The sequence below is a fragment of the Cytobacillus sp. NCCP-133 genome, from assembly GCF_026011715.1.
In the GTDB taxonomy this organism is placed as follows: domain Bacteria; phylum Bacillota; class Bacilli; order Bacillales; family Cytobacillaceae; genus Cytobacillus.
On record NZ_BRVM01000010.1, the window covers coordinates 113,993 to 138,898 of the forward strand.

General features: G+C 39.3%; 19 protein-coding genes and 1 pseudogene. 5 read left to right on the forward strand and 15 right to left on the reverse strand.

Annotation, left to right across the window (positions count from 1 at the left end; genetic code table 11):
- Positions 1–361: 361 nt before the first annotated feature.
- Positions 362–2,110 (forward strand): B12-binding domain-containing radical SAM protein, encoded by a 1,749-nt coding sequence (locus NCCP133_RS13120; protein ID WP_264805464.1) that lies wholly within the window; start codon positions 362–364, stop codon positions 2,108–2,110.
- Positions 2,111–2,144: 34 nt separating this feature from the next.
- Here the strand turns inward: NCCP133_RS13120 and NCCP133_RS13125 are convergent, their stop codons facing one another.
- Positions 2,145–2,297 (reverse strand): hypothetical protein, encoded by a 153-nt coding sequence (locus tag NCCP133_RS13125; RefSeq protein ID WP_264805465.1) that lies wholly within the window; start codon positions 2,295–2,297, stop codon positions 2,145–2,147.
- Positions 2,297–2,458: a hypothetical protein gene (locus NCCP133_RS13130; protein WP_264805466.1), complete on the reverse strand. Its 162-nt coding sequence runs from the start codon at positions 2,456–2,458 to the stop codon at positions 2,297–2,299. The genes NCCP133_RS13125 and NCCP133_RS13130 overlap by 1 nt, the downstream gene beginning before the upstream one ends.
- Positions 2,459–2,598: 140 nt before the next feature.
- On the opposite strand from NCCP133_RS13130, the gene NCCP133_RS13135 reads away from it, so the two are divergent.
- Positions 2,599–2,958 carry a DUF3905 domain-containing protein gene (locus tag NCCP133_RS13135; RefSeq protein ID WP_264805467.1) on the forward strand — a complete coding sequence of 120 codons (360 nt, stop codon included), beginning with the start codon at positions 2,599–2,601 and terminating at the stop codon, positions 2,956–2,958.
- 43 nt (positions 2,959–3,001) lie between these two features.
- Here NCCP133_RS13135 and NCCP133_RS13140 read toward each other — a convergent pair whose 3' ends face one another.
- Positions 3,002–4,366, reverse strand: a complete 1,365-nt coding sequence (locus NCCP133_RS13140) for a TrkH family potassium uptake protein (protein WP_264805468.1) — start codon at positions 4,364–4,366, stop codon at positions 3,002–3,004.
- 640 nt (positions 4,367–5,006) lie between these two features.
- On the opposite strand from NCCP133_RS13140, the gene NCCP133_RS13145 reads away from it, so the two are divergent.
- The gene (locus NCCP133_RS13145) at positions 5,007–5,207 is read left to right on the forward strand and encodes an alpha/beta-type small acid-soluble spore protein (RefSeq protein ID WP_009331086.1); all 201 of its coding nucleotides are present in this window, start codon (positions 5,007–5,009) and stop codon (positions 5,205–5,207) included.
- Positions 5,208–5,251: 44 nt separating this feature from the next.
- On the opposite strand, the gene NCCP133_RS13150 is transcribed toward NCCP133_RS13145, so the two are convergent.
- The 7 genes from NCCP133_RS13150 to NCCP133_RS13180 all read right to left on the reverse strand — a co-directional run bounded on the left by NCCP133_RS13150 (position 5,252) and on the right by NCCP133_RS13180 (position 16,402).
- On the reverse strand, positions 5,252–6,355 hold the full coding sequence (locus NCCP133_RS13150; RefSeq protein ID WP_264805470.1) for an anti-sigma factor domain-containing protein: 1,104 nt from the start codon (positions 6,353–6,355) through the stop codon (positions 5,252–5,254).
- A complete protein-coding gene (gene sigI, locus NCCP133_RS13155) occupies positions 6,352–7,098 on the reverse strand; it encodes an RNA polymerase sigma factor SigI (protein WP_264805471.1) in 747 nt (248 codons plus the stop codon). Before sigI ends, NCCP133_RS13150 begins: the two co-directional genes overlap by 4 nt.
- 118 nt (positions 7,099–7,216) lie before the next feature.
- On the reverse strand, positions 7,217–8,497 hold the full coding sequence (locus tag NCCP133_RS13160; RefSeq protein ID WP_264805472.1) for a DUF5667 domain-containing protein: 1,281 nt from the start codon (positions 8,495–8,497) through the stop codon (positions 7,217–7,219).
- Between the two features lie 238 nt (positions 8,498–8,735).
- Positions 8,736–9,212 carry a hypothetical protein gene (locus NCCP133_RS13165; RefSeq protein ID WP_264805473.1) on the reverse strand — a complete coding sequence of 159 codons (477 nt, stop codon included), beginning with the start codon at positions 9,210–9,212 and terminating at the stop codon, positions 8,736–8,738.
- 220 nt (positions 9,213–9,432) lie between these two features.
- Positions 9,433–12,717 (reverse strand): efflux RND transporter permease subunit, encoded by a 3,285-nt coding sequence (locus NCCP133_RS13170; RefSeq protein WP_264805474.1) that lies wholly within the window; start codon positions 12,715–12,717, stop codon positions 9,433–9,435.
- A 222-nt stretch (positions 12,718–12,939) separates the two neighbouring features.
- Positions 12,940–14,337 (reverse strand): Na+/H+ antiporter NhaC, encoded by a 1,398-nt coding sequence (gene nhaC, locus NCCP133_RS13175; protein ID WP_264805475.1) that lies wholly within the window; start codon positions 14,335–14,337, stop codon positions 12,940–12,942.
- 487 nt (positions 14,338–14,824) lie between these two features.
- On the reverse strand, positions 14,825–16,402 hold the full coding sequence (locus NCCP133_RS13180; protein WP_264805476.1) for a peptide chain release factor 3: 1,578 nt from the start codon (positions 16,400–16,402) through the stop codon (positions 14,825–14,827).
- A 200-nt stretch (positions 16,403–16,602) separates the two neighbouring features.
- On the opposite strand from NCCP133_RS13180, the gene NCCP133_RS13185 reads away from it, so the two are divergent.
- Together NCCP133_RS13185 and NCCP133_RS13190 are read left to right on the forward strand one after the other, a co-directional pair.
- Positions 16,603–17,478 carry a metal-dependent hydrolase gene (locus tag NCCP133_RS13185; RefSeq protein WP_264805477.1) on the forward strand — a complete coding sequence of 292 codons (876 nt, stop codon included), beginning with the start codon at positions 16,603–16,605 and terminating at the stop codon, positions 17,476–17,478.
- Between the two features lie 180 nt (positions 17,479–17,658).
- Positions 17,659–18,876, forward strand: coding sequence for a NupC/NupG family nucleoside CNT transporter (locus NCCP133_RS13190; protein ID WP_264805478.1), 1,218 nt, complete (start codon positions 17,659–17,661; stop codon positions 18,874–18,876).
- A gap of 158 nt (positions 18,877–19,034) precedes the next feature.
- Here the strand turns inward: NCCP133_RS13190 and treC are convergent, their stop codons facing one another.
- From treC to NCCP133_RS13215, 5 genes and pseudogenes are all read right to left on the reverse strand, one after another.
- The gene (gene treC, locus NCCP133_RS13195) at positions 19,035–20,720 is read right to left on the reverse strand and encodes an alpha,alpha-phosphotrehalase (RefSeq protein WP_264805479.1); all 1,686 of its coding nucleotides are present in this window, start codon (positions 20,718–20,720) and stop codon (positions 19,035–19,037) included.
- Between the two features lie 27 nt (positions 20,721–20,747).
- Positions 20,748–22,421 carry a glycoside hydrolase family 13 protein gene (locus NCCP133_RS13200; RefSeq protein WP_264805480.1) on the reverse strand — a complete coding sequence of 558 codons (1,674 nt, stop codon included), beginning with the start codon at positions 22,419–22,421 and terminating at the stop codon, positions 20,748–20,750.
- 89 nt (positions 22,422–22,510) lie between these two features.
- Positions 22,511–23,914, reverse strand: coding sequence for a PTS system trehalose-specific EIIBC component (gene treP, locus NCCP133_RS13205; protein ID WP_264805481.1), 1,404 nt, complete (start codon positions 23,912–23,914; stop codon positions 22,511–22,513).
- A gap of 481 nt (positions 23,915–24,395) precedes the next feature.
- Positions 24,396–24,587, reverse strand: a complete 192-nt coding sequence (gene tatA, locus NCCP133_RS13210) for a twin-arginine translocase TatA/TatE family subunit (RefSeq protein ID WP_264805482.1) — start codon at positions 24,585–24,587, stop codon at positions 24,396–24,398.
- Between the two features lie 133 nt (positions 24,588–24,720).
- A pseudogene (locus tag NCCP133_RS13215) lies at positions 24,721–24,825 on the reverse strand (NAD-dependent protein deacylase); the annotation flags it as partial.
- Positions 24,826–24,906 lie beyond the last annotated feature (81 nt).

Sequence of the window (24,906 nt, forward strand, 5' to 3'; positions counted from 1 at the left end):
GTATTTTTGAATTCCTTTAATTGTGTCAAATGTTGGATTAATTTGAATTGCTGCTAGATAAGTCCCGTGACATGCTAGATAAAATAAAAAGAATCTTATAAAACTTGAATCTTGCCAGATAAATTTTAATTCGTGCAAGATAAGATGAAGAAACAAAGTATAACAAAATGGAAGTTATGGACGTTCATTATCTAAATGTCTGCTACCATTTTTCACATCTTCTCCCCTTCTATCATTAACAAATTTCCTGATTAGTCAGATCCGCAATCTTCTGCTGACATGTTTTACTTCCTTTTCTTCCGTCCAAAATATGATACAATTATATGATGTTTAAGTTGCTAATAAAGGGAGTTTATAATAAATGAAAGTAATTGCAAGTACATTAAATGCCAAATATATTCATACCAATATTGCCATACGCTACTTAAAAGCCTATGCAGAGCCTGATTTTGATGTAGAATTGGCTGAATATACTATCAAAGATCCAGTCATGAATATTGTTACAGATCTTATTCGCAAAAAACCGTCAGTTGTCGGTTTCAGCTGTTATATCTGGAATATAGAGGAAACCATTAAGATCATCAAAATGATTAAAAAAATTGACCCTTCTATACACATCGTCATTGGAGGACCTGAGGTAACTTATGATGTCGGTGAATGGATGGAGAAAGTAAAAGAATTTGATTTTATTGTGATCGGAGAAGGTGAAGAAACATTTAAGCAGTTATTAACAGAACTTGCGGGCGGCATGAATATGGAGCACGTACACGGTCTTGCTTTCAGGAAAAATGGAGAGGTTCAGGTTAACCCCCAGCGGAACAAGCTGGATTTGCGCGAGCTACCATCACCTTTCCGATTTGAAGAAGATATTTCCCATCTATCCAAGCGTGTTACTTATATCGAAACAAGCCGCGGCTGTCCTTTTAGCTGCCAGTTCTGCCTTTCCTCTATTGAAGTGGGTGTGCGCTATTTTGACAGAGAAAAAATTAAAGAGGACATTCGGTATTTAATGAAAAATGGCGCAAAAACCATTAAGTTTGTTGACCGTACGTTTAATATCAGCCGCAGCTATGCTCTTGAGATGTTCCAATTTCTGATTGATGAGCATTTGCCCGGAACTGTATTTCAGTTTGAAATCACTGCAGATATCATGAGGCCTGAAGTTATTGAATTTCTAAATAATGAGGCTCCTCCGGGATTGTTCAGATTTGAGATTGGAGTACAGTCAACGAATGACTATACAAATGAACTTGTCATGAGGAAGCAGAACTTTGATAAGCTTTGCAGGACGGTAACAATGGTTAAAGACGGAGGAAAAATTGATCAGCATCTTGATTTGATTGCAGGTTTGCCTGAGGAAGATTATCATTCCTTTAAGAAAACATTTAATGATGTTTTTGCCATGCGTCCAGAAGAGCTGCAGCTCGGTTTTTTAAAAATGCTGCGGGGAACTGGGCTAAGGCTAAGAGCAGAAGAACATCAATACATTTATATGGACCATTCGCCTTATGAAATACTGGGAAATAATGTTTTGTCTTTTGATGATATTATTCGGATTAAACAGGTTGAAGATGTATTGGAAAAGTACTGGAACGATCATAGAATGGACACATCTGTTGAATATTTAGTGACAAAAGTTTTTCCGACTCCATTTGATTTCTTCCAGGAATTCGGCAGCTATTGGGAACAAAAAGGATGGTCCCGAATTGGTCATCAGCTTGAGGATCTTTTCAGGCGTCTTATGGAGTTCCTGCAATCAAAAAGAATTGAAGATCTTGATGTTGTTGAGGGCTTAATGAAATATGACTATATTTCCAGTCAAAAATATAAGCCAAGAAAGCCATGGTGGCAGTCTAGCTTTGAAAGAGCTGAAAGATCAAAGATCTACCAAAATCTCCTCCAATATCCGAATCAGCTTGGAGAAAGCTTTGCAAGCCTCAAGCTGAACGAAAAGGAAATCTATAAGCATACCTTGCTGGAAGGATTATCTTTTGATCTGGGCACGTATTTAATTGATGGAAAACTTGAAAAGAAAGAAATGACTCTTCTTGCCCATTTTGATCCAAGTACTGAAAAGGTTAGTCTCTTCTTCGGATCACTTAACCAATGAAACGAGCAGAAAACCGGCCTAATGAGCCGGTTTTTTAGCATTTATCCTCACTTTTCTTTTTACTATTTTCACTGTTCATAAATGGCAGTTCATACAGTTTGTTCGCATTCATATCGCCAAACTCCATACCAAATTCAACATTAGAAGATTTGTTATGAATGGCTTTTTTATGTTCCTTTTTATTCACTATGCTCTTCCCTCACTCCCATGTTTGGAGTTGCGGTTTGCATGTTTCATTGGGTTTTCGCCGTAGCTGAATTCTGCTGAAAATTCAGATTCCTGAAGATTTTTCTTAGGTGTTTTACTGTATTTCTCAACCGCCTTATGTTCAGCTTTTCGTTTAGCCATTTTAATTCCTCCTGACAAGAAAATTTTACTTTTTTAGTTTCCGTTTAAATATAAATTTAATTCCTGATCCTAACTTCCTTATTTTACTGCTTAAAAAACTCATAAAATCAAGTTCTCAGCAAAAAATAAACAAAAAAGGAATGAGCGCAGTGACTAACAAGAACAGCACAAACAAAAAGAACATTGGCATTGATCAAACTCTCCCGCACCAGATTGAGGCACCTAGCTTTAAGGATACAGGAATGGAGCTTCAGCCCCCTTTTGAAAATTCATTTGGAGTAACAATTGGGGACAGTAATTATTCCTCAGGCAACTCGCCTTTAGAAAACTGGAGCGACGAAACAGATCCCGCAGTAATGGCAGGAGACCAATGGGTCCATCCCACTAATGATATTGGATGGAATACAACAGAAAACAAAGAACTGCTTGAAAGCAAGAAACCGCCGCAAGGCTACCCTTTTATGCATCCAACAAAAGATGTAAGCCGCGGAACCGATTAAAGAAAAGCAAAAAGCGCAGTCGAACTTTCCGGTCTGCGCTTTTTTAGCCTATAATTACACGTTCTTTTGGGTAATGGAAATTTGGCTGCTTTTCTTTCCCGCCTATGATAAATAAGAAAGAAGTTAATCCTATGCGTCCAATGAACATTAACGCCATAATAATGCATTTTCCTATATTAGATAGCTCAGGAGTAATCCCCATTGATAAGCCTGTTGTTCCAAAAGCAGAACAAACTTCAAAGAGGATTTCAATAATATGCAGTTCATGTTCAGTAATACTTAAGATCACAATGGAAAGAAAGCACATCCCCATTGCCAGCAAAGTGATTGCAAACGACTTAAGAATATCATCCTCATGTATTTCCCTCTTAAATACTTTAATATCCCGGTTTCCTTTTGCAAAATGGTAAAGGAAAAGAATATTTATGGCAAAAGTAGTTGTCCGTATTCCTCCCCCAACCGAGCTTGGGGAAGCTCCAATGAACATTAAAAAACACATTGCTAGGAGCGACGGCATTGTAAACTCGCTGACATCCATAGTGGATAAGCCGCCGCTCCTTGTTGTAGCTGATTGGAAAAATGCATAAAAGAAGCTTTTATGCCAGCTCATATCATTAAAGTAATGTCCGAATTCCATAACAATCAAAATGATTGTACCAAACACCAGAAGAACGGCATACGTTACTGTCGTCAGCTTTGCAAATAACGAAAATCGAAATGGCTGTTCATTATCCCATTGGTTTCTGAACAAATATGCCTTTGTTTCAATAAGGACAGGGAAGCCTATTGCTCCCAATGTAATCAGGATGATATTAATGATTTGGACAAAATAATCGCCAGCATAAGGCTGTAAAGATACACCTGTAATATCCATCCCTCCGTTTGTTGTTGCGCTTACAGAGGCGAATAGAGCGTGAAGAAAGGCTTGCTCGAAGGTGGAATAATATTTTAGAAAATGAAAGCCTAGGATTAGAGCTCCCAATGTTTCAATCACAAGGATAATTTTAATAATTTCCCTTATTAGGTTTACAAGTCCTGATAATGCATACTGATTATGATCCACCATAATCAGGCGGCGCCCCCGGAGTCCGATTTTGCGTCCAAGCAATAGCCAAAAGAAGGTACCCAATGCCATAATCCCTATTCCGCCAAACTGCAAAATAAACATGATGACAAAATAGCCAAAAACGCTGTATGTTTCTGAAATGTTTAGTACTGTCAGGCCTGTTACACTGACAGCACTAACTGCAGTAAAAACCGTGTCGATAAATGCAACTTCAACCCCAGGTTTATGTACTGCAGGTATTCTTAATAAAAGAACAGATACAGAAACTGCCAATAAATAATATCCTGATATTACTTGGGCAGGCGATAGTTTATCCAGCCAGTGTCTTAAGTCTTTCCACATAATGCACCTGTCCCTTTCGAAATTTTTCCTAACCCTTATCATAATGAATATACCCTTTTTTTAAAAGGGATATTAGGTAATTTGCAAGAAGTTTTTTATTTTAGGTTCTTTTCTCATAGATTATTGTTCTTGCTTTTGAATTTAGCCGTTGATTTTAGCACAAGGTACTTGCTTTCCGCGGGAAGGAACGGAAGCCTCCTCGACGCTCTGCATCTGTGTGGTCTCCCGCAGCACATTGAATAATCTTTCTCGAATCAACACCGCATGAAGAACATGCGAATGTATCTTCGAGGATTAAATACCCTCCGCTCCAATCAACTCAGCAAATTTAACTAAGTTATTGAAAAATAACATACTTTATGAAAACAGCCTATTTTAATATATTGGAACAAGAAAACAGCCGGAAAACTACCTAAAGTTCCAACAATGAATGAAATAAAAATAGGGCATCATATAGTAAAGGCTTGTCTGGAAAAATAAATGCAGTTCATGTAACAGATTTGTTATTGCAGATATTTGGAAGCAAAAAAACCCCTAATTCCTTGCCGAAAAAATTACCACTTATGAAACTCCCATTATTATTCATACTACAAATACAGGGGACAGAAACTCTGTAAGACCATAAAAGGAGTTGAATACGATGGCAAGAAGCAGCAATAAATTATTGGTACCTGGCATTGAACAATATATGGATCAGGTGAAATATGAAATTGCCCAGGAATTTGGTGTTCAATTAGGCTCTGATACTGTATCGCGTGCAAATGGATCTGTAGGTGGAGAGATTACCAAAAGACTTGTTCAGCAAGCTCAAGCTCAAATGTCCGGCCAAAACAACCAATAAAAAATTAAATATAAATGGAAAAAAGTCCGGAGCAATCCGGACTTTTAATGTTTATTGTTATCTTTTTCTTTGTACTTTTGGGAATGTGGAGGTCCATTTTTCTTCCCGCTATTTTCTTTATGGCCCTTATCTTTTGCTTGTTTTCCGTTATTGGGGCCATGAGACTTACTATTTTTTTTTTCGTTATTATTATTACTATTGCTGCCTTTATTCTTTTCGCCTTGTTCTTGCTGGTTTCCATTATTCCTTTGGTTTTGTCTGCTTTCCTGCTTCCCGGCTTTTTTCGCCTGACCGGAAGGGATATTCTTCATTTCCTTTTCCAAAGGCTTTTTCTGGGTTGCAGCGGGCTTTTCCTGCTTCTTTAATAGGCCTGGTGAAATTTCGGAAGGCTTATCGTTATTTTTATGGTTCTCTACTTTAATATTTGGCTGATCAGTTGAAGCAGGCTTTTCTTTTTTTGACGGCTTCTTGCTGTCTGCATTTAATTTACTTTCTTTATATAATCCTGTGGTTTGCCCATTTTCAATTGCAGTTTCCCGGTCTTCTTCCGTTCCTTCAAACACCATGACTTTAAGCTGTTCGGTCTGGGCTGTTTCTTTAATTACTTCCAATTCTGCTTCCAATTGTTTATCAGTTTCTATTTTATCTTCTGTAAAAACGGTAGCAATAACAATTTCTTTGTTTTCCGCCAAATACCCTTGCTTTTTTAGTTGATGAAAAATCTCGTCGGTAACATCCTGAATGCTTTTCTTTTTCCAATCCTGGATACTTTGGACAATACGCTCACCATCTTCATTAAAAGGCTCAAGCTTGATGACCTGATATTTTTCATTGACCCCTAGTTCAATACTCGGATTCACATCAATCGACATATAGGCATACACTTCATCGTTTTGATAGAACGGCAGAAAGGAAACAACTGCTAACATGAGCGCAAAAGCCGCTGCAAATACGGCTTTACCTTTACATACATTAATGAGTGATAAAGGAGATGATTTATTTTCGCTTTTTTGTTCTATTGGGAAGAAATCAATTTCCTGACCGATTGCGTATACCCGGTTTTGTTTACGGGCACGCAGAAATTCTCCTTCCGGGGTTAACATCGTTAAAAAACGTTCGTTAATTTCCAAAATAATGCCTGTTTTCACGTTTCCAACACCCCTTTGATATAATCCTTTAAATAAACATAATCACCAGCCAAAATTAATGAGATGGCAATAATGTACTTTCTATTTCTCTCTATTGTTTTTCTGCTAAGCGTTACATAGCTTTCTAGTTGTTTTATTGGAAGCCTTTTCTTTTCAAAAAGGATCGTTTTAAGATCATCATTTTCGACCAGAATCTTGGCAATTTCCATCGCATTTTTTCTGGCATCCGCATGTTTTGGAGACTGCTCAATCAGATCGTTGAAAGTAAGATCATATGCTTGCAGAATTTGTGTAAACTGCAGGATTTCTTCTCTTCTAAGTTCTTCATCGGTTTTCTTGCGATAGTCTTCAAGTGACAAGTCTTCTTCTATTGAGGATCCTGGCGATTCATCCTCGTCCAAAATAGAACTCCCATCAAAACTTAAGTTCTGATATTTTGCCTGCTTGCGAATATAATCAATGACCCGCCTTTTTATCAATACTTCGGAAAAGCTGATGAGTGAACTTCCTTTTTCTGGAGTATATTTCTGAATTGCCTCATTAAAAGCAATGAGGCCAATGCTAAATTCATCATCCGATTCGTGAATATATCTTTTGCATACGGATGAAACGGTTTTAGCAATAAACGGTTTATACGAATCAATCAATGCATTATGTAATGCTATATCTCCTTGCTGTATTAGCTCAACTTTCTCTTCAAGCGATCTTTTCCGCTTTTTAGCCATGAACAATAAACTTAGCATTAGCCTCACCTCTTTTCAAAACACATTATATCATACGATGTTCCAACTGTTTTTTTAAGGGTGGCTATAGGATGAGGAAAAGAAAGCTGCTAAGCACTTTCTTTTCCTTTGTTCATGACTATTCGTTTTTACCTTTGTTTTCTTTCCCCTTGCCCTTAGCTTCCTGAGCTTTTTCTTTCCCTTTGTTTGCATGATTCTTTGCTTCTTCTTGTGTTGCTTCAACTTTTTGCGCTTGCTGTTGTTTAGCTGCTGCACGTGCTTCTCTTTCTGCCTTCTTGGCTTCTTCACGGGCTGCCTTTTCAGCCTCTCTGGCTTCTTCGCGTGCTTTTTTAGCTGTTTCTCTCGCCGCAGCTTCTTTAGCTTTTTCAGCTTCATGTTCCGCTTTCTTTTCAGCCTTTGCCTCGGATTTTTCTTCTTTTGAAACTTTTACTGGAGCAACAGCTGCAGCACCTTCCTCTTCCTCTTCCGTTTCAGCTACAGCATTTGTCTCAACTGCACCTTCTTCGGTTATCCCTTCTTCAACTACAGCCTGATTTTCTTCTGTTGCTTCTTCCGGCTCATCATTTCCAGCATATTCTTCTTCAAGCTTAGCTAGTTTTTCAGCCCATCTTTCAGTAAATTTTTGAAGATTATTTTCAAGTGCAGTGATTGCTGGATGGTCTTCACCGAATCTTTCTTTGAATTTCTCCAAATTCTTCTTCATTGAATAAATATTCTGGGCTAGTACTTCTTCTACTTCATCTACTTCATCTACTTCTTCTGAGGAGCCATCATCTTCAACCGCAGCATCTTCATCATTTGTTTCTTCTTTTGCTGTGTCTTCTTCACCTGCAGCTTCTTCTTCAGCTAACTCGTCATCTATATTTTCTTTTGTGTTGTCATCGTCAGATTTTAGCTCTTCATTGTCATCATCTTTGTCATCATTTGCAATACTGTCCGCATTTTCTATGTTTTCTAGTGCTTTTTCAATCGCCGTCAATGCTTCCTCCTCTTTTCCTTCAGCAAAAAGGGCTTCTGCTTCTGCAAGGCGCTCTGCAGCATATGTAGCTAGTAACTTGGCTTCTTTTTCTTCATCAAAAGTAAGAGCAAGCTTTATTTTCTCTAATGCAAGCTTTGCAAAGTAGAAGAAGCTCCCAGGCATTAATGACGGCTTTTCAGCTTCTATTCCTTGAAGGTGTTCCTTTGCATTTTCTACACCTGCAACAGAATCCAGATCTTTTTCTGTTGAAACAGCTAGATCACCAGCAATTTCTGTTTCGAGGTCAACTGTATTATATTCAGAATCATTATTTTCATTTGCAAAAACACTTGTTGTCGAGAATGTAAATGTTCCTGCAATTACTATAGCTAGTGTGCTCTTGGCAATCTTATTCATTTCTTTGCTTGATAAAAATTTCAAAGTCTTTCACCCCATGTTTTTTTTAAGCGGCCGCTTGATTCATTACAAAGTTACGGAAATGGGAAGGGGTTTTGTGGGGGTATAAAAAAAATTTATTTGAAAATAGAAAAAAAGCTTTAACAGAACCAGGTCATCTTGGTGTGTTAAAGCTTTCATTATGACTTGCATTGTAAACCTGCATAACCCAGTAAGGAGAACATTTATAGCTTTTAGGGATAAAACAAAATGACGCTTGGCTTCAATTCTGTACAGCATTCCTCCTCCATTTTAAAAGTATCCATCTAATAAAAAATCCTGTAATTAAACCTGGAATAACAAAAATCATAGGAAGAAAGACCGGCCCTACTAATACGCCAAATAAAGTTAGTTTTGTCGAGTACATAAGCCCTACAGTTATAAAGTAGGCACTAAATACAAAGGGAAGAAAAGACAATTGTTCGTCTTTTGGCATTGCGCTTCGGTAGGCATCCCACATTGCAAACATATACAGACACGGGTAGAACATAAGCCATTGATAGTTAAGAACATTGATGGCACTGTTAATTTCCCCCGTAAAGCTAAGCATAATAGCGGAATTGAAATGGCTGTATATATTAATGATAAATTCAAGCGCAACAAATAAGGTCCCTTTCCAAAGCTGGCCCATTAATAATTGGCTAAAACCGGGAAGTGCAATGCTCCATAAGACTGCTTCTAGTTTACTGAGATTTTTCATTCTTTTATCACCAGCTACAAGTCGATAGTATTATTGTGCTCTGTTCATAAGCCAATTATCAGGTTTTTTCCAATTATTTTCCTGAAGACGCATTGACAAATATTATGCCATTCCTGAGCTAATTCATTCATATAAGGACAGCTGGATTTATAAATTGCTTCGGCATTAATTTAAAAGGAAATTTAAAGACCCCTCTAAAATGAAAGGGGCCTTAAATTGATTAAGATTCTTCATCTTGGTTATGTTTTTTCTTTTCTCTTTCTTCTTCATTAACAATTTTTAATAATTCTTCAAGCATAGCAGCCATATCATTCCGGCTATATGACCTGGACTCAGCGGCAGGCAGATGATTACTTTCCTGTTCTGCTTTTCGTACTTCTTCCCTTGTCACTCTTTCTTCAAGGAGATATGCCGGCACTAAATGGCCTTCAGGAGTCGCATACATTTTATTTAAACGTCTTGTATCTTTATCAAAGAAACTATATACGACCGGAATGACAAATAATGTAAGAAACGTACTGCTGACCAATCCGCCAATGACCGTGATACCCATGGGCTGATTAATTTCGGCTCCCTCTCCAATTCCTAAAGCAAGGGGCACCAATCCGAGTATAGTCGTTAATGCAGTCATTAGGATTGGCCTTGCCCTGTCTTTTACTGAAACAACAATGGCATCATAGGTCTTAAGTCCACTTTCTTTCTTTTGATTGATATAGTCTACTATAACAATCGCATTATTGACAACAATCCCAGCGAGTACAATAATCCCAATGATTGCAGTAAGACTAATCGGTGTACTGGTTGCAGTTAAAGCAATTGCCACACCAATGATCATCAGAGGGACAGTAAACATAATAACAAACGGATACTTTAATGACTCAAACTGTGCCGACATGACAAGATATATAAATACAATTGCCAAAATAAATGCCAGTACCATATCATCAATGGAGGATTCAAGCAGCTCCCTGTCGCCGCTAAATACCACTTCTGTTTCTTCTGGCAAATCGAGGCCGGTGATTTCTTCGTCAACCTCCTTCGAGATTGCGCCCATATTTGTTGAAGACTTGTACTTCAGTGTAAATTGAACTGCATCCTGCTGGTTAATTCGCTGAATATTAACAGGTCCCTCGCCATTCTCAATATTCGTTACTTCATCTAATGCAACGTAATTGCCATCAGGCTTTTTAATAAGCAAGGTCTTCAGATTGTTAATATCCTGGGTCACATCTTTATCATACTCAACAAAAACGCCATAAATATTTGATTCATTGTCAATCATTTGTATTGCATGGTTGCCCCTTGTCACATCATTTACGGCCATTGCTATTTGAGCAGGTGCCAGCCCTTCCTCAAGTGCTCTTTCCCGGTCCACCGTAATTTGGAGTTCCTCAACCGTATCCATAAGATCCGTTGATAATTCTGTCACATCTTCTAAATCTTTTAATGCATTGTATATTTTATCGACATTCTCATTTAAACGATTTGGATCAGTATCTCTGACACTGAAAGTAAGTGTATTTGGCGATGTGCCTGATGATGATTGCATATTGAAGGAAAGATCCGCACTTTCATTAACTTTAGAAGCTGCCTTCTCCAAATCCTTCTTTATATCATCAACAAATTCAAATGTTGACCGCTCTCGCTGATCCAATTCTTTCATCTTGATATAAAGCTCAGCAATATTAGCATTTTTCGAGCCTCGGAAGGAACCTTCCTGGGTAGTTCCAATCAGGCTGACATACGCATCAATCTCATCCACTTCTTTTAGTTCTTCTTCAACTGCAGCAATGACCTTTTCTGTTTCTGATAACGCAGTTCCATTTTCCAGCTCCATACGAACCGTAAAAAACCCTTCATCGGTATTCGGCAAAAATTGTGTTCCAACTCTCGTCAATCCAAAGCTTCCTGCTGCAAGAAGCAGCATGGTAATCGCAATAACTGCAGCGCGATTGCGCAGTGACCACATAATCGTTCTTTCGAGTATCCTCATTAACCCGGATTCCTGCCTTTTTGCTTCAAGATTTATTTTAGGTGCTTTTAATAAACGGCTCGCAAGCATAGGAACAACCGTAAGAGCAACTACAAGAGATGCAAAGAGGCTAAATGATATCGTTAGTGCAAATTCTGTAAACAGTTCTCCAATGATCCCTGTAATAAATACAACCGGAAGGAATACTGCAACCGTGGTTAGCGTTGAAGCAGTAATGGCTGAACCAACTTCTTTTGCACCTTCACTTGCAGCGGTTTTGGGATCTTTCCCCATCGATAAATGCCGGTATATATTTTCGATAACGACGATTGCATTATCCACAAGCATTCCGATTCCAAGCGCAAGACCGCCTAGTGTCATAATGTTTAAAGTGAAATCAGAAAAATACATCAAAACAAATGTAAAGATGACTGAATACGGGATAGAAATACCAATAATCAGCGGACTCTTTATATTTTTCAAAAAGAAGAAGAGAACAATCATCGCAAAAGCTCCGCCAAGAAGCAGCGAGTTTGAAATATTTCCTATTGCCAGCTTGATATAATCTCCCTGATCAAATAAAATTTCAGACTCTATGTTTTCATATTGATCTTTCTCAAGCAGTTCATCCAGTTTATTGATAAATTCTTCCGATACCTCTGCTGTATTAGCATCCGACTGCTGCAGCACACTTAACAACACAGAAGGGGACTGATTGGTCCGAGTAATTGTTCTATCGTCCTGATTTGTTAATTGGACTTCCGAGATATCCTGCAGGCTAACTTTTTCACCCGTTGCAGGGTTTACGGTAACCGTTAGCTCCTTTAATGTCTCAAGCGAATCAATACTGCTGATAATTCTGGTTGATAGTTCTTTTCCTTCAGTTAATACAGGATCTCCTGGCATGGAGATATTATTTGACTGAATAACATCCACAACGTCAGACTGGCTTAGTTTATAATTCCGCAATTTTTCTTGGTCAAGCTCAACTCGCACTTCTTTGATAGCCGTTCCGGACATATTGACGCTGGCTACTCCTTCAACCTTCATGAGCTCCAGATTCAGTTCCTCAGCGAGCTTTCTTAAGGTCTGGGAATCCTCATCCGCACTCAAAGATAATTGGATGATCGGGAACTGTGACGGATCAAATTTCATGAACCGCGGATCATTAGCATCATCCGGCAGCTGAGTTTGATCAAGCCTCTGTATAACCTCACTCTGTATGTCATCAATATTCGTAGTCCAAGAAAATTGCATTAAAATAAAATTAGCGCTTTCCTGAGAGGTAGAGGTTAGCGTTTTGATTCCAGGCAGTGTAGCCAGATTCTCCTCCAGCGGCTTTGTTACTTTCTCAACTACTTCTTCTGGGCTTGCCCCAGGATAGGAGGTAACAACTACGCCAACTGGCGGGTTGATATCTGGTATAAGTTTTAATGGAATATTTAAAAGGGAAACAACCCCTAAAACAAGCACCAAAAACATCGATACCAATGTAAATATAGGCCTTCTAATTGAAAAGTCACTTATACGCACTCATGCTGCTCCTTTCGATGGCAGTAACTCAGTTCCGTCTTAACTGCCTTTCAAATCCCTCTTAAAATGGTATAAATACGATATCCATAATGAAAGTCAAATTTACGAATTAACCCATTTTAACTATATAAAAGCTACTAGCACTATGCAAGCAATGAGTGTGCCTGGAACTGTGTCGAAAAAGTGACAAAGCAGTCCCAGTTAAAAAGTGAAAAAGCAGCTTTAAGCAGCTGCTTTTTCATTGATTTTCGCAATTTTGATACCCGTCAAGCCGTAAATTAATGTTATGATTGGACTGAGAAGACAGAAAAATGCAAACGGGAGATAAGCAAGTGTGTCCACTCCTAATACACTTGTAAGGAAAACACCGCAAACACTCCATGGAACCAAAGGATTAACCACAGTCCCGGCATCCTCAAGAATCCTTGAAAGATTCTTCGATTGCAGCCCTGCTCTTTCAAATGGCTCCCTAAAAGCATTGCCTGTCAAAAGGATAGATAGGTATTGTTCCCCGACCAAAAAGTTAATGCCGATAGCAGTACCAGCTGCAGAAGCAATTAGGGCAGGGACACGTGCCAGTATGCCTTTTATTCCTTCAAGCAAAGCTGGAAGAATACCAAGCTTAAGAAATAGTCCCCCCATAGATAAGGCCAAGAGCACGAGTGAAATGGAAAACATCATGCTTTCCATCCCACCCCTAGTTAATAATGAGTCTACTTCTTCTAAACCGCTCTCCGAGACATAGCCCGAAAAAAGGAATGACAACATTTTTTGTACTCCAAAGCTATCTTGAACAAAAATCGCTATCAGCAATGATGACAATATACCTGAAGAAAGTGTAATGATTGCAGAAACCTTTTTAATAGCCAATAAAGCAAGGATGGCAAAAGGAATCAGCGAATACCAGTGAACCAGCCCCTGGATGAGCAAGGTTTCTTTCAGCAGGGCAATTTTCGTGAAATTCGATGCCGCTTCATCGGGAGACACTATAGCAAATAGCACGAGAGAAATACCAAATGCAGGTACTGTCGTCCAGGCCATATTTTTTATATGATCAAATAAATCTACTTTTACAGTTGCTGATGCAAGATTGGTTGTATCAGATAAAGGAGACATTTTATCCCCGAAAAACGCTCCGGAAATAACAGCACCAGCTGTAATGGCCTCAGACAGGTCCAAAGCGGAGCTAACGCCCATAAACGCAACTCCCAGAGTAGCTGCTGTTGTCAGCGAGCTTCCGATACTCATGCCAATTACCGATGCCACAACAAAGACAATCGCATAAAAAAACTTTCCATTGACAGCTTCCAAAGCCAAGTATATAAAAGTGGGAATGGTCCCGCTCGCCATCCAGCTGCTGATCAGCATTCCGATAAAGAAAAAAATAAAAATGGCTCCTAGTCCGGATTTTGCTCCTTCAACCAGCCCATTTTCAAGCTCTTTAACAGATACCTTTTTCATTAGGCCGTATGCAAATAAACCCATAATCGCAAATACAACCGGTATATGCGGAACTGATCCTGCAAAAATAATTGAATAGCTGATACCACCTAAAATAATTAAAGTGACAATTAGTGCCTCCAAGGGCTTTAAACGCAAAGCTGCATGATCCTGATGCATCTTGTATTCCTCCTAAAATGAATAGCTTGATAACTAAGCAAAACAAAAAGAGCCCTCTCGTCTTTTAGGGACGAAGAGCTCCGCGGTACCACCCTAATTGATAAGCCATTTGGCCTATCCACTTTAATACAAATAATGTCCTTTTTAATGCAGGTATACTTCAACCAATTGCTGCCTGGATTTTCAGCTCCCATCCAGTCTCTGCTTGCTGCCGGCAATTAATCTACTGATCTGCGGACATGTTAATTTGAGATTCAAATTTATTCCACTTTTAAACTTAAACGCTTTTTAGCGTTAAAGCGTGCCTGCTACTAATATATTATTAAATTGAATATATGTCAAGAGGAATTAATAGGAGATTTTCAGATGCGTTATGGGGTCTATTCATTTTTGCATGCGGATTCTCTCTTTGCTTATAGTGTGTTTTACTAGTTGCCTCTCCACCATTCCAAACAAAAACACGGCCCCAAAACGAGGCCGCTTTCCCTTATTGTGAATCCATAGGATTATAAAGTTTTACATCGGGATTTTTCTCCTGAAACCATCTAAGGGCGAAATCATTTTCAAAAAGGAAAACATTTTTATCATAGCGGTCTTTTACCAATAGGCTTCTTGCGCTGGAGAGGTTTTCGTTAACATCCTCCCCTTCTACCCAGCGAGCAATTTTTGAACCGAGTCTTTCCATATATACTTCTGTGTTGTACTCGTTTTTCATCCGGTGCTCAAATACTTCAAATTGCAGCTGACCTACTGCTCCCAAAAGGTATTCTTCCATTTTTACTGTCTTGAACAACTGGATGGCTCCCTCTTGAACCAGCTGCTGAATGCCTTTATGAAAGTGCTTTTGTTTCATGACATTCTTTGCTGTAACTTTAACAAAAAGTTCAGGTGTAAATTGCGGAAGCCTTTCATATTGAAAATTATTTTTTCCGACTGTTAAAGTGTCCCCGATTTGGTATGTTCCCGGATCATATATTCCGATAATATCTCCGCTAACGGCAGTATCAACGGTGCTTCTGTCATCCGCCATGAATTGCGTGGATTGTGCAATCTTAATTGATTTTCCGATTCTCGGTATATTGACTGCCATTCCGCGTTCAAACTGGCCTGAGCAAATTCTCAAGAATGCAATCCTGTCGCGATGTGCTGGGTTCATATTTGCTTGAATCTTAAATATGAAGCCTGAGAATTCTTCTGATAGCGGGTCAATTTCACCAGCTGTCGAGCTGCGCGGCTGCGGCGGAGGTGCAAATTGAAGATAGGATTCAAGGAACGTCTGTACACCAAAGTTTGTCAGGGCGCTTCCGAAAAATACAGGCGTCAACTCACCTTTCGCAATCTTCTCTCTGGAAAATTCATTACCCGCTTCATTTAATAGCATTATTTCTTCTATAGTTTGATCATAAAGGCCTGATTCCTTTAAAGAATGGTCCCCTTCAATTTCTCCTTCTTCATTTAAAGCAACAAAACGGGCATCTTCTTCAACACGAAATTGTTCAACTCGGTTATTAAAACGGTCATAAATTCCAAGGAATTCTTTACCCATGCCAATTGGCCAGTTCATTGGGTAAGATTCAACCCCCATGACTTCTTCCAGCTCTGCCAGCAATTCCAAAGGTGGCTTCCCTTGGCGGTCGAGCTTATTTATAAAAGTAAAGATAGGGATTCCTCTCATTCGGCAGACCTTGAATAGTTTCAGAGTCTGCTCCTCAATCCCTTTAGCAGAATCAATAATCATGACTGCACTGTCAACAGCAGTTAGCGTACGATACGTATCTTCACTGAAATCCTGATGACCTGGTGTGTCAAGGATATTAACACGTGCTCCATCAAATTCAAACTGCATAACACTGGAGGTAACGGAAATCCCACGCTGCTTCTCGATTTCCATCCAGTCACTTGTCGCATATTTACCTGTCTTCTTCCCTTTTACCGTACCTGCGTCACGAATAGCGCCCCCGAATAAAAGCAGTTGTTCTGTAAGCGTCGTTTTCCCGGCATCCGGGTGGGAGATAATCGCAAAAGTGCGGCGTGATAAAACTTCCTCTTTAAAATTTTTGGACATAATCGTTCCTCACTTACTTATATGAAAATTTGTTTTTAAAGCAATGATCGGGTTAATTAATAATAATTATTGCAATACCTTCAATTCTATCGCGAGCGAGTAAAGTTTGCAACGCATTTAAGAATTGCTTATTTCTTTTTATATTCCATTTTCAGGATTATAATAATGAAAATAAAGCTGAAAGCAAAGGAAGCGAAAGAATGGATACCATTACTCATACTTTGTTTGGCCTCACCCTCTACGGTGCAGTAGATAAGAAAAAGATGAATAAAAATCATAAAAGGGCTTATTTGCTGACTGCCGTCGGTGCCAGCCAAATTCCCGATATTGATGTTATTTCCCGCCTGTGGGACACCGAAGGGCTTTATCAAATGTGGCACAGGGGCATTACTCATTCTTTTTTTCTGACTCCCATTTGGGCGTTATTATTTTTCTTCCTTTCCCTCCTGCTGTTCAAGGTAAAGGATAGGAAGCTTTTCCTTTTAGGATGGTTTGCCGTGTTCATACATAATACCAGTGATTTATTCAATGCCTGGGGAACGGGCTATTTGGAACCTTTTTCAAATATGAGAGTAACGTTTGGAACGATTCCGATTGTTGATTTTGTATTTTGGATTATTATGGGAACAGCCTTTATTTTATCAAAAGGAAAAAAAGCAAAATCTCCTTATTACTATAAAATGGCTTGGATATTCATGCTTCTTCATGTAATCATCCAAACCACACAAGGTTTCTTGATCTATAAACAATATGATGGCCAAAATGATCAAATCGCATTGTCAGCAGATTTTGTTCCGTGGTCTTATTCAGTCATCACAAAAAAAGATGATAAAGTCACCATCTATAATGACAGCCTGTTTCAGGAAAAGGAAATTCAATATGTGCTTGAATCAAATGAATTCGCAAATTTGGACAAATTATTCTCAGAACGCCCTGAAGCTAAAACCCTTTATGAATGGTCCCCCTTTGTTGTACTTGTTGATGACGATGAGCGGCTCGGTATTTTTGATCCCCGTTTTTACAGAAACGGACAGTCTTTTTTATTTGAGTATATCGAGAAAAACACAGAAAGATGAGACCACGGTTCTCATCTTTTTTTGCCCTGAACGAATATCATTTATTTTTCATGAATTTACACCCTTTGAACATAATAAAACTATTAAGCTTTAAGGCGGAGGTTTTTGGGAAAAGAAGCATTGGCTAAAATCCGCCCAAACGTCTTGCAGGGAATACTACAGAGTATAAGAGGTGTTAGAATGAATTTTCTTTGGGGAATTTTCGGTATCATTGTCGTTCTGGGAATCGCATTCCTGCTTTCAAGCAATAAAAAGGCAATCAATCTTCGGACTGTTGCTTGCGGGCTTGCCATTCAGCTGATTTTCGCCTTTCTCGTTTTGAAGTGGGAAGCCGGCCAAAATGCACTGAATTGGCTGACTCTGAAGGTAAATGATGTTATTAATTATGCCAATCAAGGAATTAACTTTTTATTCGGAGGCCTTTTCACAGAGGAATCAGGAATAGCATTTGTATTTGCCTTTCAGGTGCTTCCGGTCGTTATCTTTTTCTCTTCATTGATCTCAGTCCTCTATTATTTAAGGATCATGCAATTTTTCATAAAGATTTTAGGGGGCGCTCTTTCCTGGCTTCTTGGGACAAGAAAGGCCGAATCTATGTCTGCGGCTGCAAATATTTTCGTAGGCCAAACAGAAGCACCGCTTGTTGTTCGCCCTTATCTCGCCAATATGACGAAATCAGAACTATTTGCTGTCATGACGGGGGGGCTTGCATCTGTAGCAGGATCTGTATTGATTGGATATTCCCTGCTTGGTGTTCCTCTCGAGTATTTGCTTGCGGCAAGCTTTATGGCTGCACCTGCAGGATTAATATTGGCTAAAATCATGCTCCCGGAAACAGAAGATAAAGAAGAGCCTAAAGAGTTTGATATGGAAGTGGATAAAGATTCTGCCAATGTCATTGACGCCGCAGCAAAAGGAGCTAGTGTCGGCTTGGAACTTGCCTTGAATATAGGGGCAATGCTCCTGGCGTTTATCGCCCTTGTAGCCTTAATAAATGGCCTTCTCGGTTGGGTTGGCGGATTGTTTGGTTTTGGCGGCCTGACCCTAGAGACCATTCTCGGCTATCTATTTTCTCCACTTGCGTTTGCGATTGGCGTTCCTTGGGAGGAAGCAGTACAGGCAGGCAACTTTATCGGTCAAAAATTAATTTTGAATGAATTTGTCGCTTATTCTGCATTTGCACCTGAGATCCCCAACTTATCAGACAAAACGGTAGCGATTATCAGTTTTGCTCTATGCGGATTTGCCAACATATCTTCACTGGGAATCCTGCTTGGAGGGCTTGGAGGATTAGCGCCTAACCGCAGGAAAGACATTGCACGCCTAGGCCTTAAATCTGTAGCAGCTGGTGCCCTCGCCTCCATGCTAAGTGCCGCGATTGCGGGCATGCTGTTTTAAGGGCTGGCTATAAAATATGTTCAATGATATATAAGATTTTCCATTGATATATTGAAGCTTTTCATTGATAAATACATCTTTTTAATTGACATTTCATAAATATTGAAAAATGTCTCTTGAATAACAAAATCCTCCGTCTGAAGGAGGATTTTTTCATCTTATTTTTTCAAGTGATAAATAACTGATTCATACGGACGAAGGTTGATTTCCCTACTTGCTGAAGGGGAATCCTGATAATTGGATAGCAAGATCTCAGACTTGTACCCTTCAAGAACAACTGAAGCTGGCAAGGTACATGATGTCCCTTTACCATAGAAATTATTAACAACAAGAAGCAATTCATTTTGGCCATTACGAATATAGGCAAAAACTTCAGGGTGTTCTTCAGAAATCAATTCATAATCACCATAAGTGATGATGTCAAACTGCTTACGGAGATCGATAAGCTTTTTATAATGATAAAATACAGAATCCTTATCCTTTAAAGCACTTTCCGCATTAATTTCCTTGTAGTTAGGTGCTACATTGATCCATGGTTTCCCCTCGGTAAAACCTGCATTTTCCGAGCTATCCCATTGGACAGGCGTACGGGAGTTATCGCGAGATTTACTTTTTAAGATTTCAATAATTTCCCTCTCTGGCATTTCCTTATCCTTCAGGATATTAAAGATGTTCAATGACTCAACATCCCGGTATTCATCAATGCTGTTAAAGCCAGGATTTGTCATGCCAAACTCTTCGCCCTGATAAATATATGGTGTGCCCTGCATCATATGGATGGTTGTCGCCAGCATTTTAGCTGATTCCAGATGATATTTTCCATCATCGCCGTACCTTGAAACAACACGTGGCTGATCATGATTGCACCAGAAAAGTGCATTCCATCCACCGCCTCTATGCATTTCAGTCTGCCACTTTGACAAGATCTGCTTTAACGCACGAAAATCAAAATCGGCTAAAGCCCATTTCTCGCCATTTGGATAATCCACTTTTAAATGATGAAAGTTAAAGGTCATGCTTAATTCTTCACGCTCAGGGTTTGAATACTTGATGCAATGATCAATGGTGGTTGAAGACATTTCCCCGACTGTCATGCTATCGTATTTAGAAAATACATTTTGGTTCATTTCATGCATGAATTCATGCGCACGAGGGCCATCTGTATAAAACTTTCTCCCATCACCTGGCGGAACTGAGCCGTTATCATCAGGAAAATGCTGGTCCTTTGAAATAAGGTTGATGACATCGAGTCTGAAACCATCCACTCCTTTTTCAAACCAAAATCTCATCATATCATAGACTTTCCGGCGGAGCTCTTCATTTTCCCAATTTAAATCTGCCTGAGTAATGTCAAAAAGATGCAAGTAGTATTGCTCTGTTTTTTTATCATACTCCCAGGCATTTCCCCCAAATTTCGATTCCCAGTTTGTAGGCTCACTGCCATCCGCTTTAGGATCCTTCCAGATATAAAAATCACGGTATGGATTATCTTTTGATTTTTTTGCTTCCTGAAACCATTCATGCTCAGTAGATGTATGGTTTACAACAATGTCCATAATGATTTTTATATCACGGCTATGCGCCTCTTCAAGGAGCTTATCAAAGTCTTCCATTGTTCCATACTGTTTGTGGATGCTGAAATAGTCGCTAATATCATAACCGTTATCACGCTGCGGAGATTTATAAATGGGTGTAAGCCAAACGACATCCACACCTAATTCCTTTAAATAGTCCAATTTGGCAATAATTCCCGGAATATCCCCAATCCCATTGCCAGTCGTATCATTAAAGCTTTTCGGATAAATTTGATATACTACAGCTTTTTTCCACCATGCTTCATTCATTTGAATCACACCTATTTTCAGTATTTTTTAATTAAAAAGAAGAACTTGTGCTTCATACGGGCGGAGCTTAATCGTTCCGCTTCCCTGTAAGTCTTTATAATTCCCAATCAATACTTTAGGGCTGGTTCCCTGTAATTGTGCTGGGACTTCTACTTCATGGCTTCCATTGTAAAAATTGCACAAAACAAGAAGTGTTTGATTGCCAAGGATTCTTGTATAAGCATAAACTTCCGGATGATTTTCGAGGATTAAGTTATATCTTCCGTAAACTATAATTTCATGCTGCTTTCTTAGTTCAATCAGCTTTCTATAATAATGAAAAACGGAGCCTGGTTCTTTTAAAGCCTGTTCTGCATTAATTTTCTTATAATTAGGGTTTACTTTTATCCAGGGAGTTCCTTTAGTAAATCCTCCATGTTCAGAAGAATTCCATTGCATCGGAGTTCGTGCGTTGTCACGTCCTTTTGCATGGATGCTTTCCAGGGCCTTTTGTTCAGTCCATCCATCTTGAAGCGCTTCTTTATAAAAATTAAGTGTTTCAATATCTTTATAGTCGCCAATGTAATCAAAACGAACATTCGTCATTCCGATTTCTTCCCCCTGATAAATATAGGGAGTCCCTTTCATCATATGAAGGAGCGTTGCAAGCATTTTAGCAGACTTTTCCCGGTACTCACCGTCATTGGCGAATCTTGAAACGGAGCGCGGCTGATCATGATTATTGAAATAAAGGCTATTCCAGCCCACTTCGTCAAGCTCGATTTGCCATTTTGAAAGATTGGCCTTTAAATCCTGCAAAGCGAGCGGCTTAAGATCCCATTTGCCATTTGGACCGTTATCAAGGCTTACATGCTCAAATTGGAAGACCATGTTTAATTCTTTCCGGTCTTCACCGGTATACTGTCTGGCCCATTCAGGCGTCACCCCTGGCATTTCGCCTACAGTCATTACATCATATCTCGATAAGGCTTTTTCATTCATTTCCTTCAAATATTCATGAATTCTTGGTCCGTTTCGGTAATACTTGCTGCCTGATGCATATTTTTTTCCTGGCTTCGGTTCATCTTCAGGGAGGCTGTCAACTTTAGAAATGAAATTGATTACATCCATTCTGAGTCCATCAATGCCTTTATCAAGCCACCATGTCATCAAGTCATAGATTTCACACCTTAGTTTTGGATTCTCCCAATTCAAATCCGGCTGTTTTTTCGAAAACAAATGCAAAAAATATTCACCGGTATTTTCATCTAGTTCCCATGCCGAGCCCCCAAAATTGCTTCCCCAGTTGTTCGGCTCTTTTCCATCTTTGCCTTCCCGCCATATGTAGTAATCCCTGTACGGGCTGTCCTTCGATTTCTTTGCCTCAGCAAACCAAGCATGCTCGTCTGAACTATGGTTTACAACCAAATCCATAATGAGCTTAATGCCTCTCTTGTGCATCTGTCCAAGAAGTTCTTCCCAATCTTCCATGGTTCCAAACTCGCTCATAATATCCTGATAATCGCTAATATCATAGCCGTTATCATCATTGGGTGATTTATAAACAGGGGAAAGCCATATAACATCTATTCCAAGTTCATTTAAATAATCAAGCTTGGAGATGATTCCCTGAAGATCTCCTATTCCATCGCCATTGCTATCCATGAAGCTGCGCGGATAGATTTGATAAACAACACTTTCTTTCCACCATTGCTTCTTCATCTGGCAACCTCCAATATTTTTTATTTTGAGCCATTCCAATAAACGGCGATACCATGGAATTCGAAAAATCCCATGGTATCAATAAATGACTAAGCTTTTTTAAACTTTGAGAAGACCATTGTAAGAACGAATGGGACAACAAGTGCAATTCCCATACCGATGAAGAATGCACCCCAATTTTCCGCAAAAATCGAGAAGAATGCCGGCAATCCTCCTACACCGATGGAGGGTGCTTTAACTCCATTGATTGTGATGAAAATTCCGGCGATCGCAGAACCAATAATTGCTGCAAAGAACGGGAATTTATAACGAAGGTTCACCCCAAACATTGCCGGCTCCGTTACACCAAGCCAAACTGAGATTGAAGAAGTTAGCGCAAGACCTTTCAGCTTTTCGTTTCCTTTGTTTAACCGCATCATCGCGAACGCGGCTGAACCCTGTGCGATATTAGAGAGCGCAACCATTGGCCATAAAAAGGTTCCTCCGATGCTGCCGATTAACTGTAAATCGACCGCAAGGAATGTGTGGTGCATCCCTGTGATAACAAGTGGCGCATATAACCCTCCATAAATTAGGCCGCCAAGAGCCGGTACTCCTTCAAAGATTCCGACAACACCATTTGTAATCCAGCTTCCGATTGTAAAAGTAATTGGCCCAATAGCAATGAATGAAAGAAATCCTGTCACCAATAAGGCGATTGGCGCTACAGTCAGCAGCTGGATTGCATCCGGAATTCTCTTTCGTAAAAATACTTCAATCTTTGCCAGCACCAATGAAGCAAATAATACAGGCAACACTTGACCCTGATAGCCTACTTTTTCGACTTCAAGTCCAAACAAATTCCATTTTGGAATATCTTCTGCTGCTCCATATCCCCATGCATTTAATAAATCAGGGTGAACAAGCATTAAACCTAATACAATTCCTAATAACGGGCTTCCTCCGAAACGGTTTACGGCACTCCAGCCAATTAGCCCTGGCAGGAATACGAACGCTGTGTTGGCGATCAGGTTAATGATGCTCGCTAAATCAGCCCAGTTGGTATAAACTTCAACAAACGACTTATTATCAAAGAAAATATCAGGAGCTGTCATAATATTGTTAATCCCCATAAGAAGACCTGCTGTTACAATGGCAGGCAAGATTGGGATAAAGATATCAGCCAGTGTTTTTATTCCACGCTGCAATGGATTCAGATTTTCTGCAGCGGCTGTTTTTGTTTCTTCCTTAGAAGATTCCCCGATGCCTGTTGCTTCTGTCATTTCCTTGTAAATTTTATCGACGAGACCTTGTCCAATGACAACTTGAAACTGCCCATTAGAGGAAAAGGAGCCTTTTACAACTTCTATATCTTCAAGTTTTTCCTTATCTACTTTTCCTTCATCTTTTAAAGCAAATCGTAATCGTGTGACACAATGAGTGGCCGCGGCAATGTTCTCTTTGCCGCCAATTGCTTCGACGATTTGCTCGGCTGTCTGTTTATTTGCACCCATTCTTCTCTCTCCTCCTGTTACCGTTTTCATTTTATTTTAAAAAAAACAACTTAAAGGTTTTATTAATAATTTTTCTCGATCTTTACATACCAATCCAATTTTTTAATTATGCAAATCGTTAACCCTTTAAGTGGAAACCAACTTGTATATACATGAGTTGTTTACGTTTTCATTTTATCTTGTATATACATGTCCGTCAACTTTTTTTCTTTGCCGTGACTTTCCATCTGTTATATTACCCTAAAAAAAGATGAAAAGCGCAGGGCGCCTTGCCCACGAAGGAACGCAGACTAAAAGCGCCACGTCCTGTGGCAACGTCTGCATGACCCCGAGCCCCTAGGAGCCGCAACTAGAACAGGCTTGTGACCTCGAGGGGATAGGCTGCTTGCGCTAGACAGTTCTCTAAATTCAAGGGGATATACTTTCTGATATTTAAAAAAAAGACGGCTTCCAGACCAAAATTGGTCTGCAAAGCCGTCTTTTAATTTTTTTTCATCTGCTCTTTCTTTTTATCATCGTCATCATCATTGGTTAATTCACGGGTTGACTTTTTAAATTCTTTTAATGTTTCACCGAACGCTTTCCCTATTTCAGGAAGCTTCTTCGGTCCAAAGATTATAAGAGCCAGTACCAATATCAGAATCAGACCTGGAATACCAATGTTTGTTAACATGCTATACACTCCTTATATATCGAAATCACATGGAAATATACAAAAAACAATAAGCAAAATCACGGTTCTCTGTTCATTATAGTAGAAAGAAAGTAAAAAGCATAGCAATAGTCAACATTTTATTTATTACAGACCCTTTATTGGCATATCTAAAATTAGGGAGGCCACTTTCCGTTAACATGCCCGCTCCTGTTAAAATAACCGTATACCCCGATTCCTTCAGCCATGTCTCAAGCATAGATATCAGCTTCATTTAATGGTTTTCCCATTATTTTAAAAGGATAAAATGTTTATTTATTCCTTTATTTGCGGTAAATAA